The 24,615-nt window shown below is 46.5% G+C and carries 19 protein-coding genes; 10 read left to right on the top strand and 9 right to left on the bottom strand.

Going from position 1 to position 24,615, the window contains the following annotated elements; all coding sequences use genetic code 11:
- The first annotated feature begins 80 nt into the window (after window positions 1–80).
- Both hutH and K2Y22_07835 read left to right on the top strand, forming a co-directional pair.
- Window positions 81–1,661: a histidine ammonia-lyase gene (gene hutH / locus K2Y22_07840; protein ID MBX9878356.1), complete on the top strand. Its 1,581-nt coding sequence runs from the start codon at window positions 81–83 to the stop codon at window positions 1,659–1,661.
- 112 nt (window positions 1,662–1,773) lie between these two features.
- Window positions 1,774–2,799: a decaprenyl-phosphate phosphoribosyltransferase gene (locus K2Y22_07835; GenBank protein MBX9878355.1), complete on the top strand. Its 1,026-nt coding sequence runs from the start codon at window positions 1,774–1,776 to the stop codon at window positions 2,797–2,799.
- 1 nt (window position 2,800) lies between these two features.
- Here the strand turns inward: K2Y22_07835 and cpaB are convergent, their stop codons facing one another.
- Window positions 2,801–3,709 carry a Flp pilus assembly protein CpaB gene (gene cpaB / locus K2Y22_07830; protein ID MBX9878354.1) on the bottom strand — a complete coding sequence of 303 codons (909 nt, stop codon included), beginning with the start codon at window positions 3,707–3,709 and terminating at the stop codon, window positions 2,801–2,803.
- A 97-nt stretch (window positions 3,710–3,806) separates the two neighbouring features.
- Window positions 3,807–5,486: a glycosyltransferase family 39 protein gene (locus tag K2Y22_07825; protein ID MBX9878353.1), complete on the bottom strand. Its 1,680-nt coding sequence runs from the start codon at window positions 5,484–5,486 to the stop codon at window positions 3,807–3,809.
- A gap of 203 nt (window positions 5,487–5,689) precedes the next feature.
- On the opposite strand from K2Y22_07825, the gene K2Y22_07820 reads away from it, so the two are divergent.
- A complete protein-coding gene (locus K2Y22_07820; protein MBX9878352.1) occupies window positions 5,690–7,165 on the top strand; it encodes a tetratricopeptide repeat protein in 1,476 nt (491 codons plus the stop codon).
- Between the two features lie 66 nt (window positions 7,166–7,231).
- Here K2Y22_07820 and K2Y22_07815 read toward each other — a convergent pair whose 3' ends face one another.
- From K2Y22_07815 to K2Y22_07800, 4 genes are all read right to left on the bottom strand, one after another.
- Window positions 7,232–8,569 carry an efflux RND transporter periplasmic adaptor subunit gene (locus K2Y22_07815; protein ID MBX9878351.1) on the bottom strand — a complete coding sequence of 446 codons (1,338 nt, stop codon included), beginning with the start codon at window positions 8,567–8,569 and terminating at the stop codon, window positions 7,232–7,234.
- A gap of 1 nt (window position 8,570) precedes the next feature.
- Window positions 8,571–11,690, bottom strand: coding sequence for an efflux RND transporter permease subunit (locus tag K2Y22_07810; GenBank protein MBX9878350.1), 3,120 nt, complete (start codon window positions 11,688–11,690; stop codon window positions 8,571–8,573).
- Complete coding sequence (locus K2Y22_07805; GenBank protein MBX9878349.1) at window positions 11,687–13,147, bottom strand: TolC family protein; 1,461 nt, start codon at window positions 13,145–13,147, stop codon at window positions 11,687–11,689. The genes K2Y22_07810 and K2Y22_07805 overlap by 4 nt, the downstream gene beginning before the upstream one ends.
- Window positions 13,148–13,226: 79 nt before the next feature.
- Complete coding sequence (locus K2Y22_07800) at window positions 13,227–14,213, bottom strand: tetratricopeptide repeat protein (protein ID MBX9878348.1); 987 nt, start codon at window positions 14,211–14,213, stop codon at window positions 13,227–13,229.
- 108 nt (window positions 14,214–14,321) lie between these two features.
- On the opposite strand from K2Y22_07800, the gene K2Y22_07795 reads away from it, so the two are divergent.
- The 5 genes from K2Y22_07795 to K2Y22_07775 all read left to right on the top strand — a co-directional run bounded on the left by K2Y22_07795 (window position 14,322) and on the right by K2Y22_07775 (window position 17,970).
- A complete protein-coding gene (locus K2Y22_07795) occupies window positions 14,322–15,692 on the top strand; it encodes an FAD-binding oxidoreductase (protein MBX9878347.1) in 1,371 nt (456 codons plus the stop codon).
- Window positions 15,692–16,447 (top strand): SDR family oxidoreductase, encoded by a 756-nt coding sequence (locus K2Y22_07790; protein MBX9878346.1) that lies wholly within the window; start codon window positions 15,692–15,694, stop codon window positions 16,445–16,447. The genes K2Y22_07795 and K2Y22_07790 overlap by 1 nt, the downstream gene beginning before the upstream one ends.
- A gap of 58 nt (window positions 16,448–16,505) precedes the next feature.
- Window positions 16,506–16,913, top strand: a complete 408-nt coding sequence (locus K2Y22_07785) for a transcriptional repressor (GenBank protein ID MBX9878345.1) — start codon at window positions 16,506–16,508, stop codon at window positions 16,911–16,913.
- Window positions 16,914–16,977: 64 nt separating this feature from the next.
- A complete protein-coding gene (locus tag K2Y22_07780; protein MBX9878344.1) occupies window positions 16,978–17,460 on the top strand; it encodes a rubrerythrin family protein in 483 nt (160 codons plus the stop codon).
- 66 nt (window positions 17,461–17,526) lie between these two features.
- A complete protein-coding gene (locus K2Y22_07775; GenBank protein MBX9878343.1) occupies window positions 17,527–17,970 on the top strand; it encodes a VOC family protein in 444 nt (147 codons plus the stop codon).
- Here the strand turns inward: K2Y22_07775 and K2Y22_07770 are convergent.
- The 3 genes from K2Y22_07770 to K2Y22_07760 are packed head-to-tail and all read right to left on the bottom strand — an operon-like array spanning window position 17,960 to window position 20,569.
- A complete protein-coding gene (locus tag K2Y22_07770) occupies window positions 17,960–18,637 on the bottom strand; it encodes a uracil-DNA glycosylase (protein MBX9878342.1) in 678 nt (225 codons plus the stop codon). The two genes, K2Y22_07775 and K2Y22_07770, sit on opposite strands and share 11 nt — an antisense overlap.
- Before the next feature lie 36 nt (window positions 18,638–18,673).
- Window positions 18,674–19,198, bottom strand: a complete 525-nt coding sequence (locus tag K2Y22_07765) for a hypothetical protein (protein MBX9878341.1) — start codon at window positions 19,196–19,198, stop codon at window positions 18,674–18,676.
- A 33-nt stretch (window positions 19,199–19,231) separates the two neighbouring features.
- Window positions 19,232–20,569, bottom strand: coding sequence for an aminotransferase class III-fold pyridoxal phosphate-dependent enzyme (locus K2Y22_07760; protein MBX9878340.1), 1,338 nt, complete (start codon window positions 20,567–20,569; stop codon window positions 19,232–19,234).
- Window positions 20,570–21,132: 563 nt separating this feature from the next.
- Here K2Y22_07760 and K2Y22_07755 point away from each other — a divergent pair.
- Window positions 21,133–23,202, top strand: a complete 2,070-nt coding sequence (locus K2Y22_07755) for a tetratricopeptide repeat protein (GenBank protein ID MBX9878339.1) — start codon at window positions 21,133–21,135, stop codon at window positions 23,200–23,202.
- Between the two features lies 1 nt (window position 23,203).
- Window positions 23,204–24,535 carry a cyclic nucleotide-binding domain-containing protein gene (locus tag K2Y22_07750; GenBank protein MBX9878338.1) on the top strand — a complete coding sequence of 444 codons (1,332 nt, stop codon included), beginning with the start codon at window positions 23,204–23,206 and terminating at the stop codon, window positions 24,533–24,535.
- Window positions 24,536–24,615: the final 80 nt, after the last annotated feature.

Here is a 24,615-nt window from a genome sequence, read left to right as displayed (position 1 = left end):
AAAAATAGACGACATAAAAAGACCTTTGTTCCATCAGTTAAAATTCAAGACTATCAGTTATTCCCTCACCACCCATTGACATGTCAGCAATAGAAGTAAAAACAAGCCCCTTATTAATCGACGGATTCAGCCTTAGCCTGGAGGACCTCGAACCGGTCGCAGACGCTAGACGACCTGTCAAACTCTCCGACGCAGCGTTAAAGCAGCTAACTGATAGCCGTGCGACGGTGGAAAAGATACTAGCCGGTGGAAAACCTGTTTATGGCATCACAACTGGCTTTGGCAAATTCAAAGACGTCTATATAGATCCGGCTGACTCCAAAGTTTTACAAAAGAACCTCATTCTTTCCCACGCAGCCGGAGTCGGCGCCAATCTAGATACTAGGATAACGCGCGTCATTATGCTTCTGCGCGCCAACGCGTTAGCGAAAGGCTTCTCCGGTATTCGACCGTCTGTCGTTCAACTTCTACTGGATTGCTTAAACAAAGGCGTCCATCCACTAATTCCGGAAAAGGGATCATTGGGCGCTTCCGGCGACCTCGCCCCACTTGCCCATTTAAGTCTTTTGCTGATTGGCTACGGCAAAGCGGAATATCAAGGCAAAATCATGGACGCGAGCGAGGCATTAGCCAAGGCCGGACTCCAACCGGTTGAACTGGAAGCAAAAGAAGGACTCGCATTGACCAACGGCACTCAAGCAATGGCCGCCATCGGCTCTCTCACGCTATTGCAAGCAGAGCGCCTGGCCAAAATGGCCGACATTATTGGGGCCATGTCACTTGAGGCACAATTAGGCTCGGCAAAAGCGTTCGATGAAAGAATTCACAAGGCTCGCCCAATTCCCGGACAATTAGCTTCCGCAGCCAACTTGCGCAGGCTTCTAAAAGACAGTGGCATTGTTGAAAGTCATACGGATTGCGCAATGGTTCAAGATGCATACTCGCTGCGTTGCATGCCGCAAGTGCACGGCGCCTCGCGTCAGGCGTTTGCGCATGTGCGTTCAATTCTAGAAATTGAAATCAATTCAGCAACAGATAATCCGCTAGTGTTTGGCGACGATGTATTGTCCGGCGGCAACTTCCACGGACAACCACTGGCTCTGCCCTTTGATTATATGTCCATCGCTTTGGCGGAATTGGCCAACATCTCGGAAAGACGCACGGAGCGCCTGGTCAATTCGGCACTATCAAATGGACTACCGGCATTTCTGACAGAATTCGGCGGCTTAAACTCCGGCTTTATGATTGCCCACTACACAGCAGCGGCTCTGGTCTCTGAAAACAAACCACTAGCTCATCCGGCGTCTGTTGATTCGATTCCAACATCGGCCAATCAAGAAGACCACGTATCCATGGGCACCATCGGCTCGCGAAAAGCGCGCGACATTCTAGGCAACACAACTAAAGTACTGGCAATTGAACTCTTGTGCGCAACACAGGGTTTAGACTTCCGATTGAAAAATGGAGCTGACGCCAATCACAAAATCAAAGACCTTTCACCAGGTCCAGGTATTGATGCTGCCTACAAACATGTCCGCAGCAAAATAACTCATTTAGGCGAAGACCGAGAAATTCACTTGGACATTGATGCCGCTGAGAAGATAGTTGCATCGGGAAGTCTCTTACAGACGGTAGAGGCTGCCTTGGGTACACTCCAGTAAGGGGTGTTAAAATAGTCCGTTGGGTTAAAACGCCTGGATTCTCCTGGCAAAAAGTTAATAATGGCATCCATTGGCTAACTGCGTCTAATCATTTCAAGCGCGAGAATCACCTGTGCCGGCACTACAAGAAACAAGTCCGACAACGCAACCAAAGCATGAGTCAAACAACCACAGCAATGGTTCCGCGTCACCTATGGAAATGCTTCCCTTAATCGTAAAAGCAATGCGTCCGAAGCAATGGACAAAGAATTTGGTTGCATATGCTCCGCTTCTCTTTTCCATGCACATACACGAGCCGCATTTATTCGCTTTAGCTACTGCCTGCGTTGCTGCATTTTGTTTAGTGTCCGGCGCTGTCTACTTACTAAATGACGTACTTGATGCAGAAGCTGATCGCCTGCATCCCACAAAGTGCAAGCGTCCTATTGCTTCCGGCAAACTCCCGGCATCTGTAGCACTTGTCGCTTGTGTGCTAGCTGTCATAGCTGGTGTGACCATCAGCTTTTTAGTACGTCCAACTCTTGCAGTTGTAACAATTGCTTATTTCGCCTTGAGCTTGTCCTATACGTTGATGCTTAAGCACACAGTCATTCTCGATGTATTTGCCATCGCCGGCGGATTCGTATTGCGCGCCGTAGCCGGTGCAGTTGCTGTAAGCGTACCGACATCCGGATGGTTTCTTCTGTGCACATCGCTCGGTGCATTGTTCCTTGCTCTAGAAAAAAGACGACAAGAATTGAATGTGCTCGGTGACAAATCACTAGCGCATCGCAAAAGTCTTGGTCTTTACTCCAAAGAACTCTTAGATCGCTTAGAAAGCATTATCGTCCCCAGCGTCGTGACATCCTATGCTTTCTACAGTTTCCAATCATCACACGGTGAAGCAATGCTTCTAACAGTGCCTTTTGTGCTTTACGGCGTGATGCGTTACAAATTCCTCTCTGTACATTCAACTATTACCGGCTCACCTGAAGAAGTACTCTTCAAAGACAAAGCCATCCAAGCAACCATCATTCTCTGGGTTGCTACCTGCGCACTGGTAGTTTATCAAGGACCAAGCTGGCTAATGCACCTATCCGACATGCTCGATAGTCACAAAGCAGTCGAGTGGGCCGGCAAACCGAAATTAAGCCTGTAAACTAAATAGCCGGCACAGACATAATTTCTTTGCGCGTTCCAGAAATTATCTCAACGGAATAATCCTTTGACGGGGTTTGCACATCAGCATTCCGCACTAGGTTTTCTTGCGGCGGCGGAATAAGAGGTACTACAGGCACGTTAATTTCGGCAACCGGTTGCTTATACAACGACGTTACATCTACTACTCGAATAGGCGCATGATCTTTTTGATTTCTCAACGCCATGTAGAGTTTACCGGAAGCAATTTGCGCCTTTATGAGCTTGGTGGTGTCTGCGGTTGAGACTGCGACTGTAATAGTGTTGCCCTGATAAGTGGTGCCGCTGGCTGCTCTTTCCGTTGTATCACCAACAGCAATCACTTCAACATCAGACAAAATGCAACCCGTACTTGTCTCATGACCAGAGCCAGCAGAAGCCAGAATATCAACACGACTACCTGGAGCAACAAAACCTGCGACGCCAGAGCTGGAGTCTACGGGGAACGTTACTGCGCGATAGCCTGCTTTCAATCGTGCTTCTATTCCAATCAATTGATCAACAGGAGCCAAATCACCAAAGCTGACAAGATTTCCGGCAGGAATTAGATACTTTGCGGTACGACCTACAGCTAAAGACGCGTTGTTTAATGTACCTTGCGCGTAATGCCCACGAATTTCCTTTTCTTCTAAAGCTTCAAATGTAATTGCCGAACCTTCGGGGATATCTTTTACTGCTTTCACAACCCTAATGAGCTCACCCTGCTCTGCCTGCTGAGCCTTTCTAATGGCCTCAGCTGTCCTCGTCTCCTGCTCATGCACATAAGACACAATGAGCGTCGTCACTCCTATTGCTAAAACAACAATGGCCAGCAACATCACCGGCAAGGGAATTCTAGACATTCCCAGAAATATATTTCGTAAAGGATTCATGGCCCACCCCTCATACAAGACTCGCTTGTACCATTGACAGGCCACTTACGAATTTCTGTAAGCGGGTTTACCCTAGGTTTGAATGTAGAGCAATCGCTTACTTAGCCGGCTCGACAATAGCTAGTGACCATCTACCGCGGGTTTCCACAACGTGTCCGGGGCGATTGGCTTCAGTTAGATACGGGATTCTGTCTTGGGCCATGATTATCCATAACGGCTTTGTTGGGTCGCTGTTGTTGACGTAAGAAATATATTCTTTCTTTTTCTCGATGATGGTTACAGGCTGGCGAAGATAGAAATTAGCTGATGGCGATTTTCGACCACACACAGCCGGCACGATATGCGCGTCGCTTAACATGCGTACGAATGAATGATAGTCGCCCATTTTCATATCGTAAGCAACATTCAAGCCTAGAGGCACGAGCACAGCACCAACGATTACAGAGGATATGGACAATTGCCAAACAGCAAATGCGTTTTGCTTGCGCAAAAACAAAACGGTGCATGTAAGGAATGCCATTGTTATACAAAGTCCAGCAGCGGCTAGGACCGCTTCATATCCGTGCAGGCCACCAACTTTCATTGGGGCAACAATTGAAGCTACACCCATCACAGCCGTTAATGCAGCAGCAATTACCGCCATCAACTTTGTTTTATTGCGACGCAAAGCAAGGTCCATCGATGTGCCGACCAAAATGGCCATAGCTGGAAACATCGGCAAAATGTAAGTCGTCAACTTCGCCGAGACTATAGTAAAAAATGGATACATCCAAGCGGCAATCAAGGCGCTTAGGACAATCAATTGGCTGCGCATGCTCATTTCACGACATTTGAGACGTGCTCGTTTCACCGCTGCAATTATTGACGGAATAAACGCCAGCAAGTAAATCGACCAAGGGAAAAAGCCACCCAAATACACAGGAACATAATATAAAGGTCCTGCTTGGTGGTTGACGGTGCCCAATGCACGTCCGATGTTTTGCCTAATAAAGAACTCTTGGTAAAACTCACCATTCGTGGCAATTGTCACAGCGATAAACCATGGCAAGGAAATTGCCGCAACAATAAGTGCACCGTAAATCAACTGTAGCTTTCTAACTGATTGCCATGCAGCGCTGATACTGCGCGAAGTAAAGCCAATATAGGCAAACAAAGACACAAATACAAGAACACCGGCCATCGGTCCTTTGCATAAGACAGCAATACCCAAAGCAACATAGGCAAGCCATTTGGTCCAACCGATGTTTTTGGTAATGGTCAAAAACAAACAAGCAACTGTCATAGAAAACAGCAAGCACAGAGGCATGTCAGTTACAGCAATATGACCTATGAGCAATACAAGAGCAGATGACGCCAAAACCAGAGTAGATAGAAGTGCGGCACGGCGGCGCAGGTATTGGCGATTAAGTGGATAAGAAAGAGTAATCAGTGCAGTTGCACTCAATGCTGCAGGAAAGCGCGCGGCAAATTCAGTAACTCCAAAAATCTTGTAGCTCAGTGAAATTAGCCAGTAAATCAAAATTGGTTTTTCAAACCAGGGCACATAGTTTAAATGCGGAACCAAATAATTGCCGGACTCAAACATTTCCCGAGCCCCTTCTGAATAATATCCATCAGAAGGATCCATAATCGGCATCAAACCAAGCGCAGGAAAAAATAGAAGTATCGCGCCAATTGCTACAACTGCAAAAATTCTCCAGTCTAAATTAGACCAGCGCGGAAAGGCTGTTTTGATTTTGGAAGTTTGCTCTAAAACTGGTGCCGTCGAAAGGCTCACGGTTATTCTATGCCCGCCTTGACAAGATGGATCAATTGAGACTCCACACCAATCAAATCAAATTGGCGATCTCATTACATTAATCCTGCTTTACAACAGTTTGATTTCCTAATGCTTCGGTTAGCTGGGGTATCATTAACATAGTCCCCGCGCGGCTTGCGCAGATCGAGCGTGTCCCGAGACCAAGAATTGAGATAAATCACATGTCAGCGTGTAAACAAATCCTCGCCCTTTCCATAAGTCTCTATCTAGCAACTGTGGCAGGCAATGCTTGGGCCGCCGATGACAACGCCTCGATAATAAATCAGGCAAGCAACGCCTTGAATAAAGGACTATATTCACAGGCTTCGAACTTATATCAACAGGCAGTGACGCAAGCAGAAAAACAACATGCCTCAGCGTTGGATTTATCATCTGCCTTAAATGGACTGGCAAATGTTTATTCAATGACCGGCAAAAGCGAAGAAGCGCAAAAGCTATATTCACGCTCACTAAATATCCTCGAAGGGTCATTGGGTGCAAACAACCCAAAAATAATTCCAACAATGCTTGCTTTGGCTTCAACCTATGAATCACAAGGCAATCAAAACAAAGCAATGGCTTTATACAACCGAGTATTTGCCATCAACGAAAAGAATTTTGGACCAAAGGATGTTGTCACAGCCAAGAGTCTACAAAGAGTAGCCACCGCTAAAACACGTCAGGGCGACTTAACTCATGCTGAAGATTCGTTCAAAAAGGCTCTGGCTATTTTGGAAAGCTCTTTGGGATCAGACAATCCGGATGTAGCTAAATGTTTGAATGATTATGCAAGCCTTCTTAGACAACTAGGGAGAGATTCAGAAGCGGAGGCTTTAGAAACTAGAGCTAGAAAAATTCTGCTGAATTCTTCCAGCCAGTCAACAAAACCAAAAAAGGCAACTCCAGAATCGGCTTGGCAAACTCAAATCGAAGAGACCAGCCAAAAAACTACTGTTTCTCAAGCCAATGAAGCGCCGGAACTCATGAGTGAGTCGCATACATCTGGTCTACGCGACTATCAAATAACGCCCATGTTCAGCACATTAGCTGATGTCTATTACAGACAAAGTGGCTATGTTGATTCGGAGCCTTTATATAAACGGCTGATCGAAATTGATGAGAAAAGCCTTGGCCCTAATCATCCAGCCGTTGCAGCGGATTTGAACAATCTAGCCATGCTCTATAAAAGCCAAGGGAAATTCGCCGAAGCAGAGCCGTTGTTTACGCGCGCACTTTCGATATATCAAGGACTTTACGGCGGCAACAATTTACTCGTCCTCAAACTGCAAAACGATTTGGCAAACACTTACGAAGGACTCGGTAATTTCAGCCAAGCTGAGCAAGTGTTGAAGTCAGCATTAGCCGCCAGCCAAAAATCGTTCGGCAACAATAATTTTGAAACAGCTAAAATTTTGAACAATCTCGGCTATCTCTACTTCAGAGCGAATCAATTAGACCAGTCGGAGAGTTATTACAAACAAGCACAAACAAGCACCGAGGCAGCCCTGGGATCCAGAAGCCCGCTATTGGCCGCGTGTTTAAATGACTATGCAAAAGTTCTGCGTAAACTGAACAAGACTTCAGAAGCGGACCAAATGGAAGCTCGCGCAGCAAACATACTTTCAGAAGCGCAAGTACAGGTCCCGCCCACACAATAAGTGTCTGTATCAAGGGCGCATGCAATGCGCTCCTACCCAAACCACTCAAGAATCCTGGCGACTTCACTATTGTGCATGCAAGTGATACGTTGGGCGCTCTGTTCGTTTAACATCTTTTTGTGCGACTAAAACCGGCTTTACATTTTGTCCAGGACGCAGCTCGTCGCTTCCGTATTGCGCCACAACTTCTCCGGCGTAAACATCGCCAAATATTTCCACAAATTCGCCCATGATTTCGCCTTTCTTTACAGGCACCCATTCAATATCATTGCCCTTAATTCGGCAGATAAATGTATCTAACGTCGTTGATACGACCGATGTAATAGGTACAAACAAAGTTGGTTCTGGTCTGCGTGTCGGCCAATATACCTCACAGAACATTCCTGGAAGCACTTTATAGTCAGGGTTGAAATAGTTTAGCTCAACAGGCATGGTCCTTGTCTTTTGCTCAAGGTAATTACCCAACCTTGCTACAGTTCCAACTAAACGACGACCTGGGAAAGTTGAGACAGTAAATTCAACTTTTGCTCCCGGCAAAACGCCGGCAGTATTTATTTCAGGAACAGGAGTGACGATTCTCAATAAATCCAATTGTTGGATTCTCACTATTTCCGGATAAGCACCATTACCCAACGGTCCCACGAAGCTGCCTACATGCATGTCACGCTTGGTGATATAGCCATCAAAAGGAGCATAGATGTTTAAATAATCAGCGAAGTCTTTGTAGTTTTCAAAACCGTGCTGAGCAACTTTGACATTTTCTTTGAGAGCGTCAACTTGTGATTCAGCAGCGAGCACCTTGCTCTCCCATGTTTTTACATTTTCGCGATCAACATCTACCGTCTGACCAAGAACAATTACATCGTTGTTAGCCACAACACCAGGCACAAGAGACGCAGCCTTTACACGTTGGTAAGTTGAATCATCCGACAGAAGCTGCGCTTTAGCTTGGCGCCATTCCGCGCGGGCGCTTTGCAATTGGGAAATGCCTTCTTGTAATTGCGCCTTTGCTTGCGAAAAAGCCGATAAGGCTTCGTTGCGCCTGGCCAAATATTCAGGCGCATACATAACAACCATCAAGTCGCCTTTTTTAACTATGGAGCCGCGGTCGACACCTATCCATTTGATGAAGCCCGGCACTTTCGGGAAAATAGCTACGTCTTGGTAGGCATGTATTTCACCAGGCAACTGATCGACTCGCTCAAGCGTTCGTGAAATTACGGTTACTGCAGGCACATCAACCGGTCCTTGGGCTTCTTCCTTTTGGTTGTGCACGAAGAAACTCTCAATGGCAGGAACGCCAAACTTAAAAAACATAAAAGCCACTATCAAAGCTGCAACGGCAATAGCGCCTGATTGCAATGGTTTCTCTTTTACTTTGTCTGGAATTTTGAAATTGGGCATTTTATTCACCACGATCGTCAGGGTGCAGGGACGGAGATGTAAGAGGTAACTTAGCTTGGATTGTCGCGAAGAAAAGCGGCAGTATAGTCAGCACGGTCAATGTGGACATAGCCAGTCCACCAATAACTGCTCGCGCCAGAGAAGCTCCCTGGCTATCGCTTAGCGCCATCGGCACCATACCGGCAATCATAGCAAATGACGTCATCATAATAGGGCGCATGCGCTTTTCGGCAGCATCAATAGCCGCTTGCTCAACTTGCATACCTTCGTAACGATTCTTCTCGGCAAATACAACAAGCAAAATAGCATTGGACACTCCAACCCCAATTGCCATGATCGCTCCCATGAATGACTGCACATTCAGTGTTGTTCCGGTAATAGTAAGCATCATCAAAATACCGGCAATTATTGCTGGAGCTGTTGAAAGAACCACAATCACTAGTCTTGGTGCTTGAAAATAGCCGGTCAACATCAAGAAAACTACAACTACCGCAAGTGCCAAACCGGTAAATAAGTGATCAAATGTCGACTTAAGAATTGGAATTTGTCCTTTAACGTCGGCGTATACGCCTCTTGGTGGAGTGCCGCAGCGGTCGACAGCCTGCTTGACCATGTCGCCGACGGTACCCATGTCCTTACCGTAGATGTTGGCCGTTAAGCCGACCATACGCATCATGTTGTAGCGATCATACTCGCCAATACAGGTACCATAAACAACCTTTGCCACATCAGCAATCAATGGATGTTGCAATTTAGGATTGTTCATCGCCGGGAAATTTTCAATGTCTGACTTAGATTGAATTTGATCCTGCGGGACCTGCACCTGGATCTGGTAGGACACACCGCTGTTTCTGTCCTTCCAAAAACTCTTAAGAACATAGCGGCTAGAGTAATATGCCGGCTGCAGTGAATAGCCTATATCCACTGGCGTCAATCCCAACTGTCCAGCCAACTCACGATCAATTTTGATTTCGCACGTCGGATACTCTTGAGGCTGCGCAAACTGCAAATCCCTGATGTAAGGGATTTTCTTTATTTCGCGCATTATCTTCTCAGCAAAAATTCGATCTTCTGTCAGATCGTGACCACGAACAATGACACCAATTGGTGTAGTTGATCCGATATTCATTACCTGGTTAACGATGTCGCCAGGCTCAAATGAGAAGAGTACGCTAGGAAGCTGTTCTTTAAAGTGCTTACGCAGTCTTTCCTTAAAGGGCTCCATATCAATATGAGCACCTTTGGCCAATTTGAAATCCATAACCGCCTGATGCGGGCCGGATGTCCACAAATAGGTTGAGCTAATAACAAACTGTGGTGGTTGCTGTCCTGCATAACCCAAAGTTTTTTCCACAACTCCAGGTCCGGCTTCCTTTTTCACAATGTCGACTGTCTTAGTAACAATTTGTTCGACCGTTTCGACGCGTGTACCGGTAGGTGCTGTAATTCGAATACGAAATTCTTCTGTTTCACCCTGCGGAAACATCTCGCGGCCGATATTAGTAAACAGGATGCCAATGATGACCAGACAAACTGCCAAATAAACACCAATAACGATAGGGCGGACCGGCATAGCTGCTTCCACTAACCTACCCAATGAGTGTCTTATTTTCGCCATTAATCCTTTCTCTTCGTCTTCTTCCTTCTTGTGCTTAAGAATCCAGACAGCCATAACGGGCACCAATGTGCTAGATAGAAGGAACGAACAGAACATGGCAAAGCCTACCGCTAGAGAAAGCGGCACAAAAAGATTTTTGGTAATACCAACCATGAAAAAGGACGGAATGAAAACAGTAATCACGGATAACATGGCCAACAAACGGGGCACCATGGTTTCTGAACCTGCATCAAGCACGGCTCTACTTAACGGCTTGCCACGCCCAAGGTGCGTGTGAATGTTCTCAATGTTTACCGTTGCTTCGTCCACCAAAATACCGATCGCCAAAGCTAAGCCACTCAACGTCTGAATATTGATTGTCTGCCCTGTTGCCCAAAGCGCAACGGAGGCACCAAGCAGCGAACATGGAATCGTCGTTACAACAATAAGCGTTGCTCTTAAGTCTCTCAAGAAAAGCAGGATCATTAAGCCGGGCAAGATAGTGCCCATCAGTCCTTCGTAAAGAACATCGTCAATTGCTGCTCTTACATACTTTGATTGGTCGAACTCATAGCTGATAGTGACATCTTTCGGCAAAACAGCTTGCATAGTCGGCAAAGCAGCGCGCACAGCATTAACTACGGACACCGTGGATGCATCCGCCTTTTTAACTACCGGCAAGTAAACAGTCCGTTTGCCGTTATACAAAGCATAGCCGGCAAGAATATCCGATGAGTCAATTACTTCCCCAACGTCACGAATAAAGATTTGTGGACCAGCACCTGTACGTATAGGCAAATAGTCAAGCTGGTGAATATCAGGCAAGTCAGTATTTACGGGAGCAATACGCATCAAATCGCCAGTTCTTACATTACCTGCCGGCATAACTTTATTGCCTGTGGCCAGGGCATTGAGAATTTCATTACCAGAGATGTTGTAACGCCTTAGCTTATCGGCATCCACATTGACAATAATGGAGCGAATGTTGCCGCCAAAAGGAGGTGGTGCTTGTGCACCGGGCACTGTTGCTAATTGCGTTCTAATTCGCACATAAGCCAAATCCTGAATTTTTTCTACGGTTTCTGTTGGCGAAGAAAGCACAAGCTCTCCTACCGGCAACGTGCCCGCGTCAAAGCGCAGCACGAAGGGGTTAAGTGTTCCATCAGGCATAAGACTGGTGGCCCTATTACTCATCGCCACAACCATCGCCATAGCTTCAGCCATATCCGTGTCAGGCTGGAAGAAAATTTTGATAAGCGCTACGTTTTGAATTGACTGAGATTCAACGTGTTCAATACCAGGCACATACAAAAAAAACAGTTCGTAGACTGAAGTTAAGTAACCCTCCATCTGGTCTGGTGCCATGCCGCCATAACCTTGGATAACATAAATGGCTGGGATATTCAGATCAGGAAATACGTCCTGACGCATTGAGCGCAAAGCCATGACTGCTACAAGCGCAATGGATATTACGGCAACAACAACGCTTATTGGTCGTTTAAGCGATCCACCAATGAGGTTCACCGGTATTTGCCCTCCGCTGCACTAACTATCTTCAAGAACGGACGCAAATCACCTTGTACATATCCTGTAGCCAGAATTGCTTTCCATACTCGAACCTGGGCAAGAGCATCATCGACCTCAGCACGTGCCAGAATGCGTTCTGCTTCCGACACGTTTACGATGTTTGCCAATCCAACTTTGTATCTTTCAACTGTCTTCACAGCGTTTTCACGAGCAGCTTTGACCATAATAGGTGTTTCGTCAGCTACGCGTCTTGCTTCTGTTAGAAGCACACGTGCACGCGCATCCTTTTGCTCAAGTATCTGCATCGCTAGATCGAAGTTAGCTTTCTCCGCTAACTCTTCATTGAATGCGTTTTTGCGTTTAGCCTTAATTTCAAAGTAATCCATAATTGGGAAACTTAAAGACGCACCAACCATGTAATTCATTGCTTGCGGTAATATGCCGCCACCGATTGGTGTACCGACACCGCCTGGAGCATTGGAACCTCTACCCCAGAAATTGCCATGCAACCAAAGGTGCGGATACCAAGTCTTATCAATCACCTTAACTTTAGCTGTGGCTGTTGTGACAACGGATGATCGCAAGAGCGCCAACGGATGCTTGCTCAACTCAACCGGTCTGGCATCAAACTTTGGACTCGGCGCTCTAATAATTGGATCCGGATCGATATTGACGTAAGTACCTGCAACTCCCATTTTTTCTGCCAAATCAACGCGCGCCAATTCTGTAGCTTGCTCTGCATCTATTAGCGCAATGCGTGCTGCTGAAAGCTCATAGTCGGCTCTTGAAGCATCAACACCAGGACGTAGACCATTGTCCACATACGTGTGTATTGCCAACACATTTGCTTTCATTCGATCGACTGTGGCACGCGCTGCTCTAATTGTTTGCTCGGCAGCAATCATATCGAGATAACTTTCTGCAGCTTGAAAAGCAACATCCAATTCCGTCAATTTTAAACTCTGTTCTGCTTGCGTGGTTGCAGCATGTGCTAATTTGACGTTTGCTCGACGAAGTCCAAAGTCCAGAGCTAACCATGACGCACCTATACCTTGGTTAGATGAGAAATAACCTTTTCCGGTATTGCCTGATGCACTTCCGGATTGAATTGGAATAACATCCAAAACCTGCGGAATGATTGTGCCGGCGACAATGTTATGGCTGGTGAATATCTCTTGAGCCAGCACATCAAGATTCGGCAGGTATTCAGTTTTAGCTAGGGTAATTTCGGCAGCAGCAGCTTTTAATTTAAAACGGGCAGCACGAATAGACGGGAAATTCCGTAACGCCTCATTGACCGCTTCGCTCAACGTATATGCCGGCTTCAATGGCTCAGGCAAAAAGCTGTATTCGGTAACCCTGCCCTCATTAGTGAGAGCAAAACATGGCTGGCAGATGGCAAGACAAATCACAGCAATACAGCTGAGCCATATTGCCGATGAATACTTCATCACTACCTGACCAAAAAGCACTTTAATTTGTCAGCCGAAAGGGGGCATTGAATATTCTATTGGAAAAAGAAAAGAATTACCTTTAACCGCGCCAGATGACTCCAATTTCTTCGTGACTAATGTCGTCTTTTTGAATGGCCCGCTGACACAAATTCACACATGCATGCAATCTCTGCACGCTTGGATCGTCAGCTCCCTTGGCTTTTTCGATGGTTTTCATCGCCCATTCGTAAAGCCCTAACGCCTTTTCGTAATTGCCCAGAGCAAAATACACACCAGCTAAAGTTGCCATACGTTTTGCCACTTCAGGATGATCTGGCCCGAGCGACTTCTCGTAAATTTCTACTGCGCGCCAGAAGACAACTTCTGCTTCGATGAATTTGTTTTGCGAACAATATAACAAACCCATATTGTTCAACATCGTAGCTTCTTCTTTTGAATATTTACCTTTACCCTTTTCGAATATCGCAAGGGCTCTTTTGTAATACGTCTCTGCTTCAACAAATCTGCCTTGTTGTTTACACAACATGCCTAAGTTGTTAAGCGCCAGACCAACTTCGTGATGATCAGCACCTTTTCCTTTTTCCAAAATCTCAAGCGCTTTACGAAATTGCTCTTCGGCTTCCTTGTACTTTCCAATTTGCCTGAAAAACTGTGCCAAGTTAGTAAGACACGCAACTAAAGCATTGCTGTCATCACCGAAAATTTGAATAAGTACTTGCAGAGCTTCGACGTAAAGCTTTTCTGCCTGTCCATACTGTCCCACGCGATGGTAAAAAGCCGCGAGGTCATTTAGCGCCAAAACCACTTCACCATGGGCTTCGTCTCCCATTTCTCTCTGGCGAATCTTCAGGGAGCGCTTAAGAAGAGGCTCGACCATATCGCCTTTACCTTGAGCCAGATGAATTAGGGCCAACTTGCTTAACAGCTCAGCCAGCTCGATATCCTCGAAGCCTTCCAGCACCTTAGCATCCACAGCTTGGTGCAGCAAACTCTCTGCCTGGTTGAGATTCCCCTCATCCAGGGCGGCTTCTGCCTTATAGGCTTTATCGCGCCAACGCGAGCTCATGCCTTGTATCCCTTTCGCCGTTCATTAACCCTATTCGACATAATAACCCTAATGGCAATGATATAGTTGTCCGGCTAGCGGAGTGTATCCCTACTTTCTAGGCGTGCTATGCAGAATCAATGGTCAGCCGTAAACAGCGGACCCCTCACTGGCTGGGGCAGATACCCGGTCGTGCAGGCTAAAACCGTGCGCCCTGAAAATTGGTCTGCTGTCGATAATTATGTTAAGAACGCTAACTCTGACACGCTCATCGCTCGCGGCAAAGGTCGGAGCTATGGTGATGCCTCCATTAACGACAATGGCTACACCATTTTGCTGGAGCGCTTTGATCGTTTCACTTCATTCGACAATACTTCAGGCGACTTACACTTAGAGTCGGGCGTAACGCTGGAAGAGATAATCAACATTTTTGCACCAAGAGGTTGGTTTCCAGCCGTGGTGCCCGGCACCAAATACGTAACGGTCGGCGGCGCAATTGCTGCAGATATCCATGGCAAAAATCATCACCGCGATGGATCATTTTGCAATTTTGTCAAAAGTTTTACTGTAATTGTTGCCTCCGGAGAAAAGGTATTTTGCTCCCGAGAACAAAACAGCGATCTCTTCTGGGCAACTGTCGGTGGCATGGGACTAACAGGCATCATCACCGATGTGCAGATGACCCTCAAACCCATTGAGTCTGTATTTGTAGAAAAGACTGAAATCAAGGCAAAGAATCTCGATGCAGTTATGTCCTTATTCGATCAACACGAAAAGGACTATCAATATTCCGTTGCCTGGATAGACTGCCTGGCACGCGGCAATGATCTTGGACGCAGTATTTTAATGCTAGGCAACTCTCTTACAAAAGACGACGAAAGAATCAAACATTTATCCAATCCACTTTCGCTGAAAGAAAAACGCCAGATTCAAGTACCAATTGATTCTCCTGATTGGCTATTGAATCCATTTACGATGGGCACCTTCAATTCACTTTTCTATGCCAAACAAATGAGCGATCACCACAAAGGTATCGCTAATTTCGAATCTTACTTCTTCCCACTGGATGCCATCGGCTCTTGGAACAGACTCTATGGCAAGAGAGGATTCATTCAACATCAAACGGTATTTCCTGAAGAAACCAGCCGCGAAGCATTGAAAACATTGCTCACCCTGTCCAGCGAAAACGGCTGGGGTTCTTTCTTGGCAGTATTGAAAAGATTTGGACCACAAGATGGCTGGTTGTCTTTCCCGAGACCCGGCTACACGCTAACTTTGGACATCGCCGTTAAAGATGGCTTATTTGATTTCCTCAAGGAACTTGAATCCGTTGTATTGAACTACGGCGGCAGAATCTATTTAGCAAAAGATGCATTTCTTTCTGCAGATGGATTTCGCAAAATGTATCCACGTTTTGACGAATGGCAAAAGGTCAAAGCAAAATACGATCCAAAAAACACATTCTCCTCTCATCTATCACAGCGCTTAGAGATTCGATAATGGACTTAAAAGACAAATCCATACTTGTACTTGGTGCAACATCTAGTATCGCCAGAGCGCTAGCAGAAGAACTTGCAAAACAAGGCGCGCATGTACACGTAGCCGGACGCACCCCTACCGAGATAGAAAGAATCGCTAACGATCTAAGCGTCCGCTACCAGCAACAATCAACAGCACACTCCTTTCAAGCATCTGATTTCAAATCACACGAAACTCTCTTGATCCAAGTTGAAAGCAAAAACGGCAAACACGGACTTGATGGTCTGGTCGTTGCCTTTGGCGAACTTGGTGATCAAATAGAAGCACAATCAGAATTTGAACAAGCAAAAAGCATCATCGACTCCAACTTCACTGGAGCCGTTTCAATTCTCACTCACGCCGCTAATCATTTTGAAAAACAGGGACACGGTTTTATTATTGGCATAGCTTCGGTAGCCGGCGACCGTGGCAGACAAAGCAACTATATATATGGATCTGCCAAAGGCGCCTTCGCTCTCTTCCTCCAAGGGCTGCGCAATCGTCTCTGCAAATCCGGCGTACAAGTACTCACCGTTAAGCCTGGGTTTGTAGACACAAAAATGACATACGGCCGTCAAGGAATGTTCTTGGTTGCAAGTCCGGAAGCCGTTGCTCAAGATATCGTCAAAGCATTGAAAGCAAACAAACAGGTCGTCTACACCCCTTGGTTTTGGCAGTGGATAATGCTCATCATAAAAACCATTCCAGAGCCCATTTTTATGAAAATGAAAATGTAATCACCCAGGGTTGACAAAGTCTCAGTTTAGACTTATTCTAAATCCTAAGGAGACCAAGATGACATTATCCTCAGTAGAAGACATCCTTATAGAACACGGCGTAAAACCAACGCCGCAGAGGGTTGTAATCGCCAAATACATGTTGGAGACCCACTCGCATCCTACTGCTGATGAGGTTTTGCAAGCTGTTGAAAGCAAATTGCCGGTAGCTCTATCACGCGCAACCGTCTACAACACCCTAAATACACTTGTTCAAGCAGGCGTTATTAGAGAGGTTGTGACCGAGGCGGAAAGAACCCGCTACGATGCCAACATGACTGAACACCATCACTTTGTTGATGTGAAATCGGGCAAGATTTTGGACATCCCAGCCGACCAGATAGCACACCTGAAACCCTTACTGGGCAACAATTACAAGGTTCACAGCTATCAAATTACTTTCTTTGGGGAAGTCAAAGACCAGTAAAAATTTTTTGGCCTTCCATTTAGATTAATTCTAAAGCTAGATTAAATACAAAAGGAGTTCAGTCATGCACAATCATCAAACAAAAACCGAAGCCAACCTACATTCCGCATTTGCCGGCGAATCAATGGCCAATCGCAAATATCTGTATTTCGCCAGAATTGCACGCAAACTCGGCAGCAATTCCGTCGCTGATCTCTTCGAAGAAACAGCACATCAAGAAACTGGACACGCCTTCGCACATCTAGATCTCTTGTATCCGGAATCAGAAATGACCGTCGAAAAACTTCTCGAACTTGCCATTGAAGGCGAACTCTACGAGACAAACCAAATGTATCCGGAGTTTGAACGCGTTGCTAAAGAAGAAGGAAATCTTGAAGCAGTTGCTGAATTCAAAGAACAAGCTGCCGAATCAAAAGAACACGCAGACATCTTTCAACAAGCCGCAAAGCGCTTCAAAGCACTAGGCATGGTCGAAGCCTTCCACGCCAAACGCTACCAAACCGCTCTGGAAAACTTGAAAAGCCCAACTCTAAAGGAGTCGGCCTAACTGTCCTCTCGTAGGGGCGCATTGCATGCGCCCGTTATCCACCACGCCTACAAAAGGAGATCCACCATGAAAATCAAACACCTAGATCACCTAAACATGTCCGTCAAAAACTTCGACAAAACCGTCGACTGGTACAACCGCGTCTTCGGTTTCACTCTGGTCGAATACGGCGTGCGCGGCGGCGTACGCTGGGGCATTATCAAAGGCGGAGAATCAATGCTCTGCATCTACGAACACCCAGAACGAGAATACGCCGACTTCGACGATTCACGCCTGCATAACTTTCACGGCATCAACCACTTCGGTTTGCGAATAACCGATCGCAATGAATGGGAAGACGTAATCAAACGCGAGAAGTTAGAAGTCGCATACGGCGGAGCCGTTGACTATCCACACTCAACATCGTGGTATGTCACCGATCCAACTGGTTACGAAATCGAAGTCGCCCTCTGGAACAAGAACCAAATAAATTTCGACGGCGCCCCAATGAGACTGTCCGCTATGTTTTAGGTCCGCGACGCTTGAGAAATTTCTGTATATTCCCAATCACAGACTCAAACATGGCAGGCGTAAGCTTGCCAGTTTGCGTGTTCTGCCGACTTACATGATAGGACACAAACATACGCGGCAAGCCCTCACCTAAGTCATAAACTGCGCCGTGCGCGAAAGCCAATTTGGGAATTTCGTGTCCTTGCTCTCGCAATACCTGGAGAAAAGACTCCATGCCGATTTTTCCCAACACAAGAACTACTTTGAGGTCTTTCAACAACGCCATTTCTCTATCAAGATACGGCCGACAGTTCAATATCTCTTTCGGCAAAGGCTTATTATCCGGCGGCGCACACTTAACCGGCGCAACAATGTAAGCATTATTCAAAACAAGCCCATCATCACGACTCACACTGTCTGGAATATTGGCAAAACCAAAAGCGTGAAGTCCTCTCATCAGAAATGTCCCTGAACTGTCACCAGTAAACACACGCCCAGTTCTATTTCCACCATGCGCAGCCGGAGCCAAACCCACGATAAGCAACTCAGCACTAGGGTCGCCAAAGCCTGTTACCGGCTTTCCCCAGTAATCACAATTGGCATATGCGGCACGCTTTTCTCTAGCGACCTTTTCCCGGTACACAACAAGGCGCGGGCAAAGTCGACAGGAAATAATTTCCTTGTTCAACTTACTAAAAGAGTCAGCCACTTCTCAGATCTCGAACTATGGAGTCTTAACTGATTTTTTCTGAGCAGTCGTCTTAGTTGTAGCTGTTTGCTTTTTAGTTTCAACTTTAGCTGCTGGTTTAGCCGGCTCTGCTTTCTTCGCTTCCGTCTTAACTGGTTGCTTATTGAACGAAGCAAACACAGCAGCATTCAGAGCAGTAAGCTTTTGCTCGACTTCATCAACTAATGGCTTATCTGCGCCTTTTGCATCTTTGATCTTGTCAATCAATGGGGCGATTTCATTGCCTTGCTGTTTTAGAGTAGCCGCAACATCGCTTGTCACCCAGCCTTTGGATACACCAGTATCAATTTGCTCCAAGCTATTAGCAAGGCGTTGCTTGAATAATGGTACCGGACTATAGGGAATACGGGTTTCTTTCCCACCCTTAATTAACGGCTTGTCCTGCGATTTAAAAGCCGGCTCCGTAATAATTACTTCTTCTGTCGTCGAAGTCTGTGCCAGGGTTGCCTGCGCGGTGATTGCCACCAAAACTGCGCCTGTAATCAAGCCTAATTTATTCATTGGTAAATACCCCCGACAAAAGTTTAGCAGGGGTTAGTCCTTCTTGGCTTTTCTCTTCTTGACCTTCACCTTTTTATTGGTGATGTCGACCAAGATATCTTCCAAGGTATCAACCATGAAGTTGATTTGTGATTCGGTGATGATTAATGGTGGCTCGATACGAATTGTGCGGTTCGCATTGAGCGTAGCGGCTACCAATACACCTCTGTGGAAGAGTTCAACTTGGACAGCTTCACGGACTTCCTTGGTTTCGAATTCCAAGCCAATCAAAAGACCTTTGCCTCTAACTTCAGCAATGTATTCAGGATAACGTCTCTGAAGCTGCGTTAAGCGACGCATAAAGTGGTTGCCCATCATGGTTGCACGAGCAGGCAAGTGTTCATCTCGCAATACATCAATTGTGGCGGATGCTGCCGTACAAGCAAGCGGATTTCCACCAAATGTCGAGTTGTGAATTGTTGGGTTTGACTCCAACACTTTCCAAATCTTCGATGTCGACATGAAAGCACCAATCGGCATGACACCACCGCCTAATGCTTTGGCTAAGCATATGATATCCGGCTGGACATTTTCATGCTCGCAAGCAAACATGCGACCAGTACGACCCATACCTGTTTGCACTTCATCGAGAATAAGCAAGATGCCGTGCTTTTGGGTTATACGACGTACTTTTTTCAAGTAGCCCTTCGGTGGCACATGTATACCGCCTTCACCTTGAATTGGTTCAAGGATAACGGCTGCTGTTTTCTTTGTGATTGCAGCTTCAATAGCTTCGGCATCGCCGAATGGCACGTGCACAAAACCTTCAAGCAATGGCTCAAACGGCTTACGAAATACATCGCGACCGGTTGCCGAAAGCGCGCCCATGGAGACGCCATGATAAGCGTTGCGTGTGGAGATGATTTCGGTCTTGCCTGTGTACAAGCGAGCAAGCTTCAAGGCGCCTTCAACTGCTTCTGTTCCACTGTTACAGAAGAATGTGTACTTCAATTTGCCTGGAGCAATGTCAGCTAGTTTGGCTGCAAGCTCAGCTGCCCAAGGATTGAGCAAGTCCTGACTGTGCAAGCAGACTTGATCTAACTGATTGCGCACAGCTTCGATAACGCGCGGGTGTCTGTGTCCGACGTTGAATATACCGTAACCACCAAGGCAATCTAAATAGCGTTTGCCATGATTGTCGTAGGTATAAACACCACCGTCACGAAACTCAACTGCACCTTCAGCCCCACAAAGTTTTTGTCTGTAGGCATGGTTTAAGTGTTCAATTGAATTCGTCAGTGCCTCAGCTGCCATCTGCTCGTAGCGCAGAGCCTGTCTGTCTACAATCGGTAACCGTGACTTTTCTTGCATGTCCTTCTTGTAGAGAACCATAAAATGTACCTTTCCGTATTGGAATGTGCCTTGACACCAGGCATCACCGTATTTGGTGTTGCTAGTTAACTTGAGAAATTATTGGAATTAGCCGCGTGCACAGCACAGCGACTGGTAAAGAAGAGACGCTACAGAAAACTCGTTATTAGGAATTTTGCGTTGCTCATAATTCTCTCTATTGAATATTGCTATTTCAACGTGTTCCAAAGAAGGCGGGCGTAAAAGCCGCAACAACAGTGCACTTTTGATAAGCGCTTTCTGTTCTTCCTACTCTCAATGTACACCAGCCCAACTATTGACAGCAATGTGCACTATGTCCAAAAAACAGCATCAAAAATTAGCCAACCTGTCTAATGGTTTTTATTAGCAATTGGGGTTAACCCCGGTCTTTGTTGATTTGTCAAAAGCAGCCTACAGTGCCGCCTTTCAGATTAGTAAGAGTTTCAAGGAGCAAATAGTTGCGAATCCTTATGCCAATCTTTATATTGATGAGGCATAATGTAGTTCGGCAAACAATATGTCTTGACAAGCATTTCTTTATATTCCCAACCCTGGATACAACCATGTTGAGAAATCTGATAATTACAACGGCATTGACCGTAAGCATGGCAGCCCCCACCTGGGCGGCAACACAAGTCTTGGGACAACCAATGTCCAAGCAGGCGCTTGAGCACTACTATCAAGGCCTCACATACTTCAAGGCGGGCGACCTGGAAAGAGCCATCGCTGCTTTCAAGCAAATAGTTATTACCAACCCAGGTGATCCACTTGCGCACATAAGCCTGGCGACGGCCTTGCAACAGCATGGTGATCTAGAAGATGCCGTTGCAGAATATCAGCAAGCGATTGCCTTAAGACCGAGCGATGCTTTTGCTCACGAAAGCTTAGGTCTATTGTTTCAATCACAAGGCAAAATAGTAGATGCAATAAGACAGTACCAGGATGCTGTCCGCCTGCGTCCCGATGTACCATTGTTGCGCTTGAATTTAGGTATTGCTTTGCGCGTTTACGGCAATCTTGATGGCGCCATTACTGAATTAGGTAATGTAGTAGCAGCTTATCCGGATAACTTAAAAGCGAGATCCCAGCTAGCTGCCACTTATCAGGACAAAGGCGACTGGCGCAATGCAATTATTGAATATCGTAAGGTGCTGGTGCATGAACCAGGCAACTTCTCAATTCGCTACAACTACGCCAACTCACTGCTATCGACTGGCGACGCAGCAGGCGCTTCGCATGAATTTGCTCGCGCAATTGCTATCGAACCATCGGTGCCGGAAGCACACGCTCAATTAGCAACAGCTTTGACCATGCAAGGCAATTTGCAAGACGCGGCAAAAGAATTGAAAACAGCTACCGGCATAAAAGCAGATCGTGCCGACTGGCAGTACTCGCTGGGCAATGTACTAACTAAGCTTGGCTCGTACAACGATGCAATTACAGCATTCCGCAATGCTCACAAGATAAAGCCCGGCGATATTGAAACCATTTACGGCTTGGGCTATGCACTGCAATTGAGCGGTGATATGGACTCAGCTGCGCAACAGTTTGAAGTTGTCATCAAAGCCAGTCCGGACAACATCAATGCTCACTACAATTTGGGCATAATAAGACAAAACAAAGGTCAGTTGGCGCAAGCGGAAAGTGAATTCCGTGCGGTGCTGAATTCCACACCAAATGACGGACAAGCATTGATAAACCTCGGTCGCACATTGCTTATGAAAGGACAATTGGGTGAAGCGGTAGGTTACTATCGCCAAGGTCTTTCTATAGAAACAAACGACGCCAATGCCTATGTGGAACTGGGCAAAGCATTAATCACGTTGAAAGACAGACCCGGCGCTCGCTCGGCATTGGAATCAGCCATTGCTCTTAATCCCAACAATAAAGATGCGCAGCTAAGCCTGGCTGTTCTATCAACCGATGAAGGCAATCCAGAGAAAGCCGAAGTTATCTACAGACAATTGCTCGCTCAAAACCCAGAGGACAGCAAAATACTTGCGCTTTTGGCGGACAACTTGTCCGATCAAAATAAAAACGAGCAGTCAATTGAGATTTATCAACGACTGGTGCAAATTAATCCGCGCTCGCCACAAGCCTACAACAATCTTGGTTTAGCCTTGCAAAAGACAGGCGACCTCACAGGTGCCGCATCGCAATACCGCAAAGCTATGGAATTTGACGCCACCTTTATGGAAGCCCATGTCAATCTCGGCAATATTTACTTGATTCAGAAAGACTTTGGCGGCGCTATGAATGAGTACAAGTCAGCCAGCGTGGCAGCACCGAATAATGTCCAAGTGCACTACAACCTTGGCTTAGCTTATGCCGGACAAAATATGGCTCCTGAAGCAAAAGCGGAATACCAAAGAGCAGTTAGTCTCGACGACAAGTTTTCTGCCGCCTACTATGCTTTGGGGTTGGTCAACATGGCTGACAATAATGTGCCGGATGCGGTTGCTTCCTTCGAAAAATACTTGTCGCTCGAGCCGGCTGGGCCTTATGCCGAATCAGCCAACAGCAATTTGGCTAAAATAAGACAAGTGGCCGCTCCTCCTGCTGCAACAACAGAGGCGCCGACCACGCCAGATGCCCCAAGCAGCACATCCCAAGTTGAAAATCTTGTGAGGTAGTGTGGTCCAATCGTCACAGAGCCTGACTGATTTCCTCAAAGAGCGCACGATTTTTAAGGTGCTCGATGAGCGCGTGCTGTCAGCTATCTGCCAATTGTTCGAAGAAGAGAGACTTTCATCCGGACAAGTAGTTTTTCACGAAGGCGACAAGGCTGACGCGTTGTATGTAATTCAACAAGGTCGGGTGGCAGTGTATCAAGGTCATGATCCACCCAAACTGGTCACTCATCTAGAACCAGGTGATCTCTTTGGTGAAATGGCTGCCTACAACGAATCCAAACGTACCGCCTCTATTCGTGCAATGGAAGACTCTGTGATCTTGAGATTGCCAATGAAACAATTCAACGAATTGCAAGCCTACTTTCCCCAAGTGACAAAAGAAATAGTCAGTCTAATCACGAAACGATTGGACAAGTCATCACCTACAGAAGCAGCCGGATTGAAGGGTGACCTTTCGTTATTTGATCTACCCACAGTTATCCAAACAGTTATTTCCTCCAGGCAGACTGGCACTCTCACGCTGAAGGCTCGCGTAGGCAAGCTTTCTGCAACAATCGGCGTCCGACACGGGAGACTGCTGCAAGTTGGCTTCGGACACTTGAGCGGAGAATCGGCGTGGTACGAATTGCTCACTCACACGGAGCCCATGGAATTCGTTTTCGAACCACAGCCGGAGGAAAGCATGTCCGCTGCTGATCCTATATTGAGCAGCAAAGAGCCTCATCAGTTTCTGCTTGAAGCGGCAAGACGCTCCGATGAGTTGCCTCAGTTAATGAAAAAGCTCGACTGGCCTGACATGATTTATTTGCAAAACGGTTCGCCGAACTGGAAAGGCTTTAATACCAATCAAGCAGAAATTGCCCGAAAGATTTGGTTTTTGCTAGAGGTTGGTTTGTCTGTGAGTCAAATAGCCAACAAGCTGCCGTTTGATCGTTGGTCAGTACTTACCTGTATGGATGCAATGCGAGAGAAGGAAATGATTCGCGCAAAGGCTGCACCGGCTCCGCCCAAGCCTGAGCCTGCAACACCAGTTCAACAGCCGGTGTCACTGAAAGCCATTACCATTGTTAATGGTATAAATTCAGTTACAGCAAGCTTATCGGCACTACTAGGTCGAGACCAAGTCAGGCGTTATGTCCACCAAGCACATTCCGACGTAAGTGCCAAGTATCCGGCACTTAGTTGTCTAACCCTCAATCCAGACCGGCCCATATTTGATTTAAACAGCGACAAATTGCCTGACGAATCTCTTGATTCATTTCTAAAAGGCACCGAACAACTCTTCTATATTTTCTTATCGCTAATTGCCGAAAGCCACAAGCCGCAGATTTAGGCACGTCATTCTGAGCAAAGCGAAGAATCTCACCTGTTAAAGACGCGAGATTCTCCCTCACTTCGCTCGTCAGAATGACG

This window comes from Candidatus Obscuribacterales bacterium, assembly GCA_019744775.1.
Classification (GTDB): domain Bacteria; phylum Cyanobacteriota; class Vampirovibrionia; order Obscuribacterales; family Obscuribacteraceae; genus SBAT01.
The sequence above is the reverse complement of the archived record's forward strand: the minus strand, read 5'-3'. Positions and strand labels throughout refer to the sequence as shown.

Excerpts from the sequence above, each read along its gene's own strand:
- cpaB (MBX9878354.1), bottom strand. The coding sequence starts at position 3,709 with ATGAATCCTTTACGAAATATATTTCTGGGAATGTCTAGAATTCCCTTG.
- K2Y22_07780 (MBX9878344.1), top strand. The coding sequence starts at position 16,978 with ATGCACAATCATCAAACAAAAACCGAAGCCAACCTACATTCCGCATTT.
- K2Y22_07775 (MBX9878343.1), top strand. The coding sequence starts at position 17,527 with ATGAAAATCAAACACCTAGATCACCTAAACATGTCCGTCAAAAACTTC.
- hutH (MBX9878356.1), top strand. The coding sequence starts at position 81 with ATGTCAGCAATAGAAGTAAAAACAAGCCCCTTATTAATCGACGGATTC.
- K2Y22_07815 (MBX9878351.1), bottom strand. The coding sequence starts at position 8,569 with ATGCCCAATTTCAAAATTCCAGACAAAGTAAAAGAGAAACCATTGCAA.
- K2Y22_07760 (MBX9878340.1), bottom strand. The coding sequence starts at position 20,569 with ATGGTTCTCTACAAGAAGGACATGCAAGAAAAGTCACGGTTACCGATT.
- K2Y22_07795 (MBX9878347.1), top strand. The coding sequence starts at position 14,322 with ATGCAGAATCAATGGTCAGCCGTAAACAGCGGACCCCTCACTGGCTGG.
- K2Y22_07765 (MBX9878341.1), bottom strand. The coding sequence starts at position 19,198 with ATGAATAAATTAGGCTTGATTACAGGCGCAGTTTTGGTGGCAATCACC.
- K2Y22_07820 (MBX9878352.1), top strand. The coding sequence starts at position 5,690 with ATGTCAGCGTGTAAACAAATCCTCGCCCTTTCCATAAGTCTCTATCTA.
- K2Y22_07790 (MBX9878346.1), top strand. The coding sequence starts at position 15,692 with ATGGACTTAAAAGACAAATCCATACTTGTACTTGGTGCAACATCTAGT.
- K2Y22_07785 (MBX9878345.1), top strand. The coding sequence starts at position 16,506 with ATGACATTATCCTCAGTAGAAGACATCCTTATAGAACACGGCGTAAAA.
- K2Y22_07800 (MBX9878348.1), bottom strand. The coding sequence starts at position 14,213 with ATGAGCTCGCGTTGGCGCGATAAAGCCTATAAGGCAGAAGCCGCCCTG.
- K2Y22_07755 (MBX9878339.1), top strand. The coding sequence starts at position 21,133 with ATGTTGAGAAATCTGATAATTACAACGGCATTGACCGTAAGCATGGCA.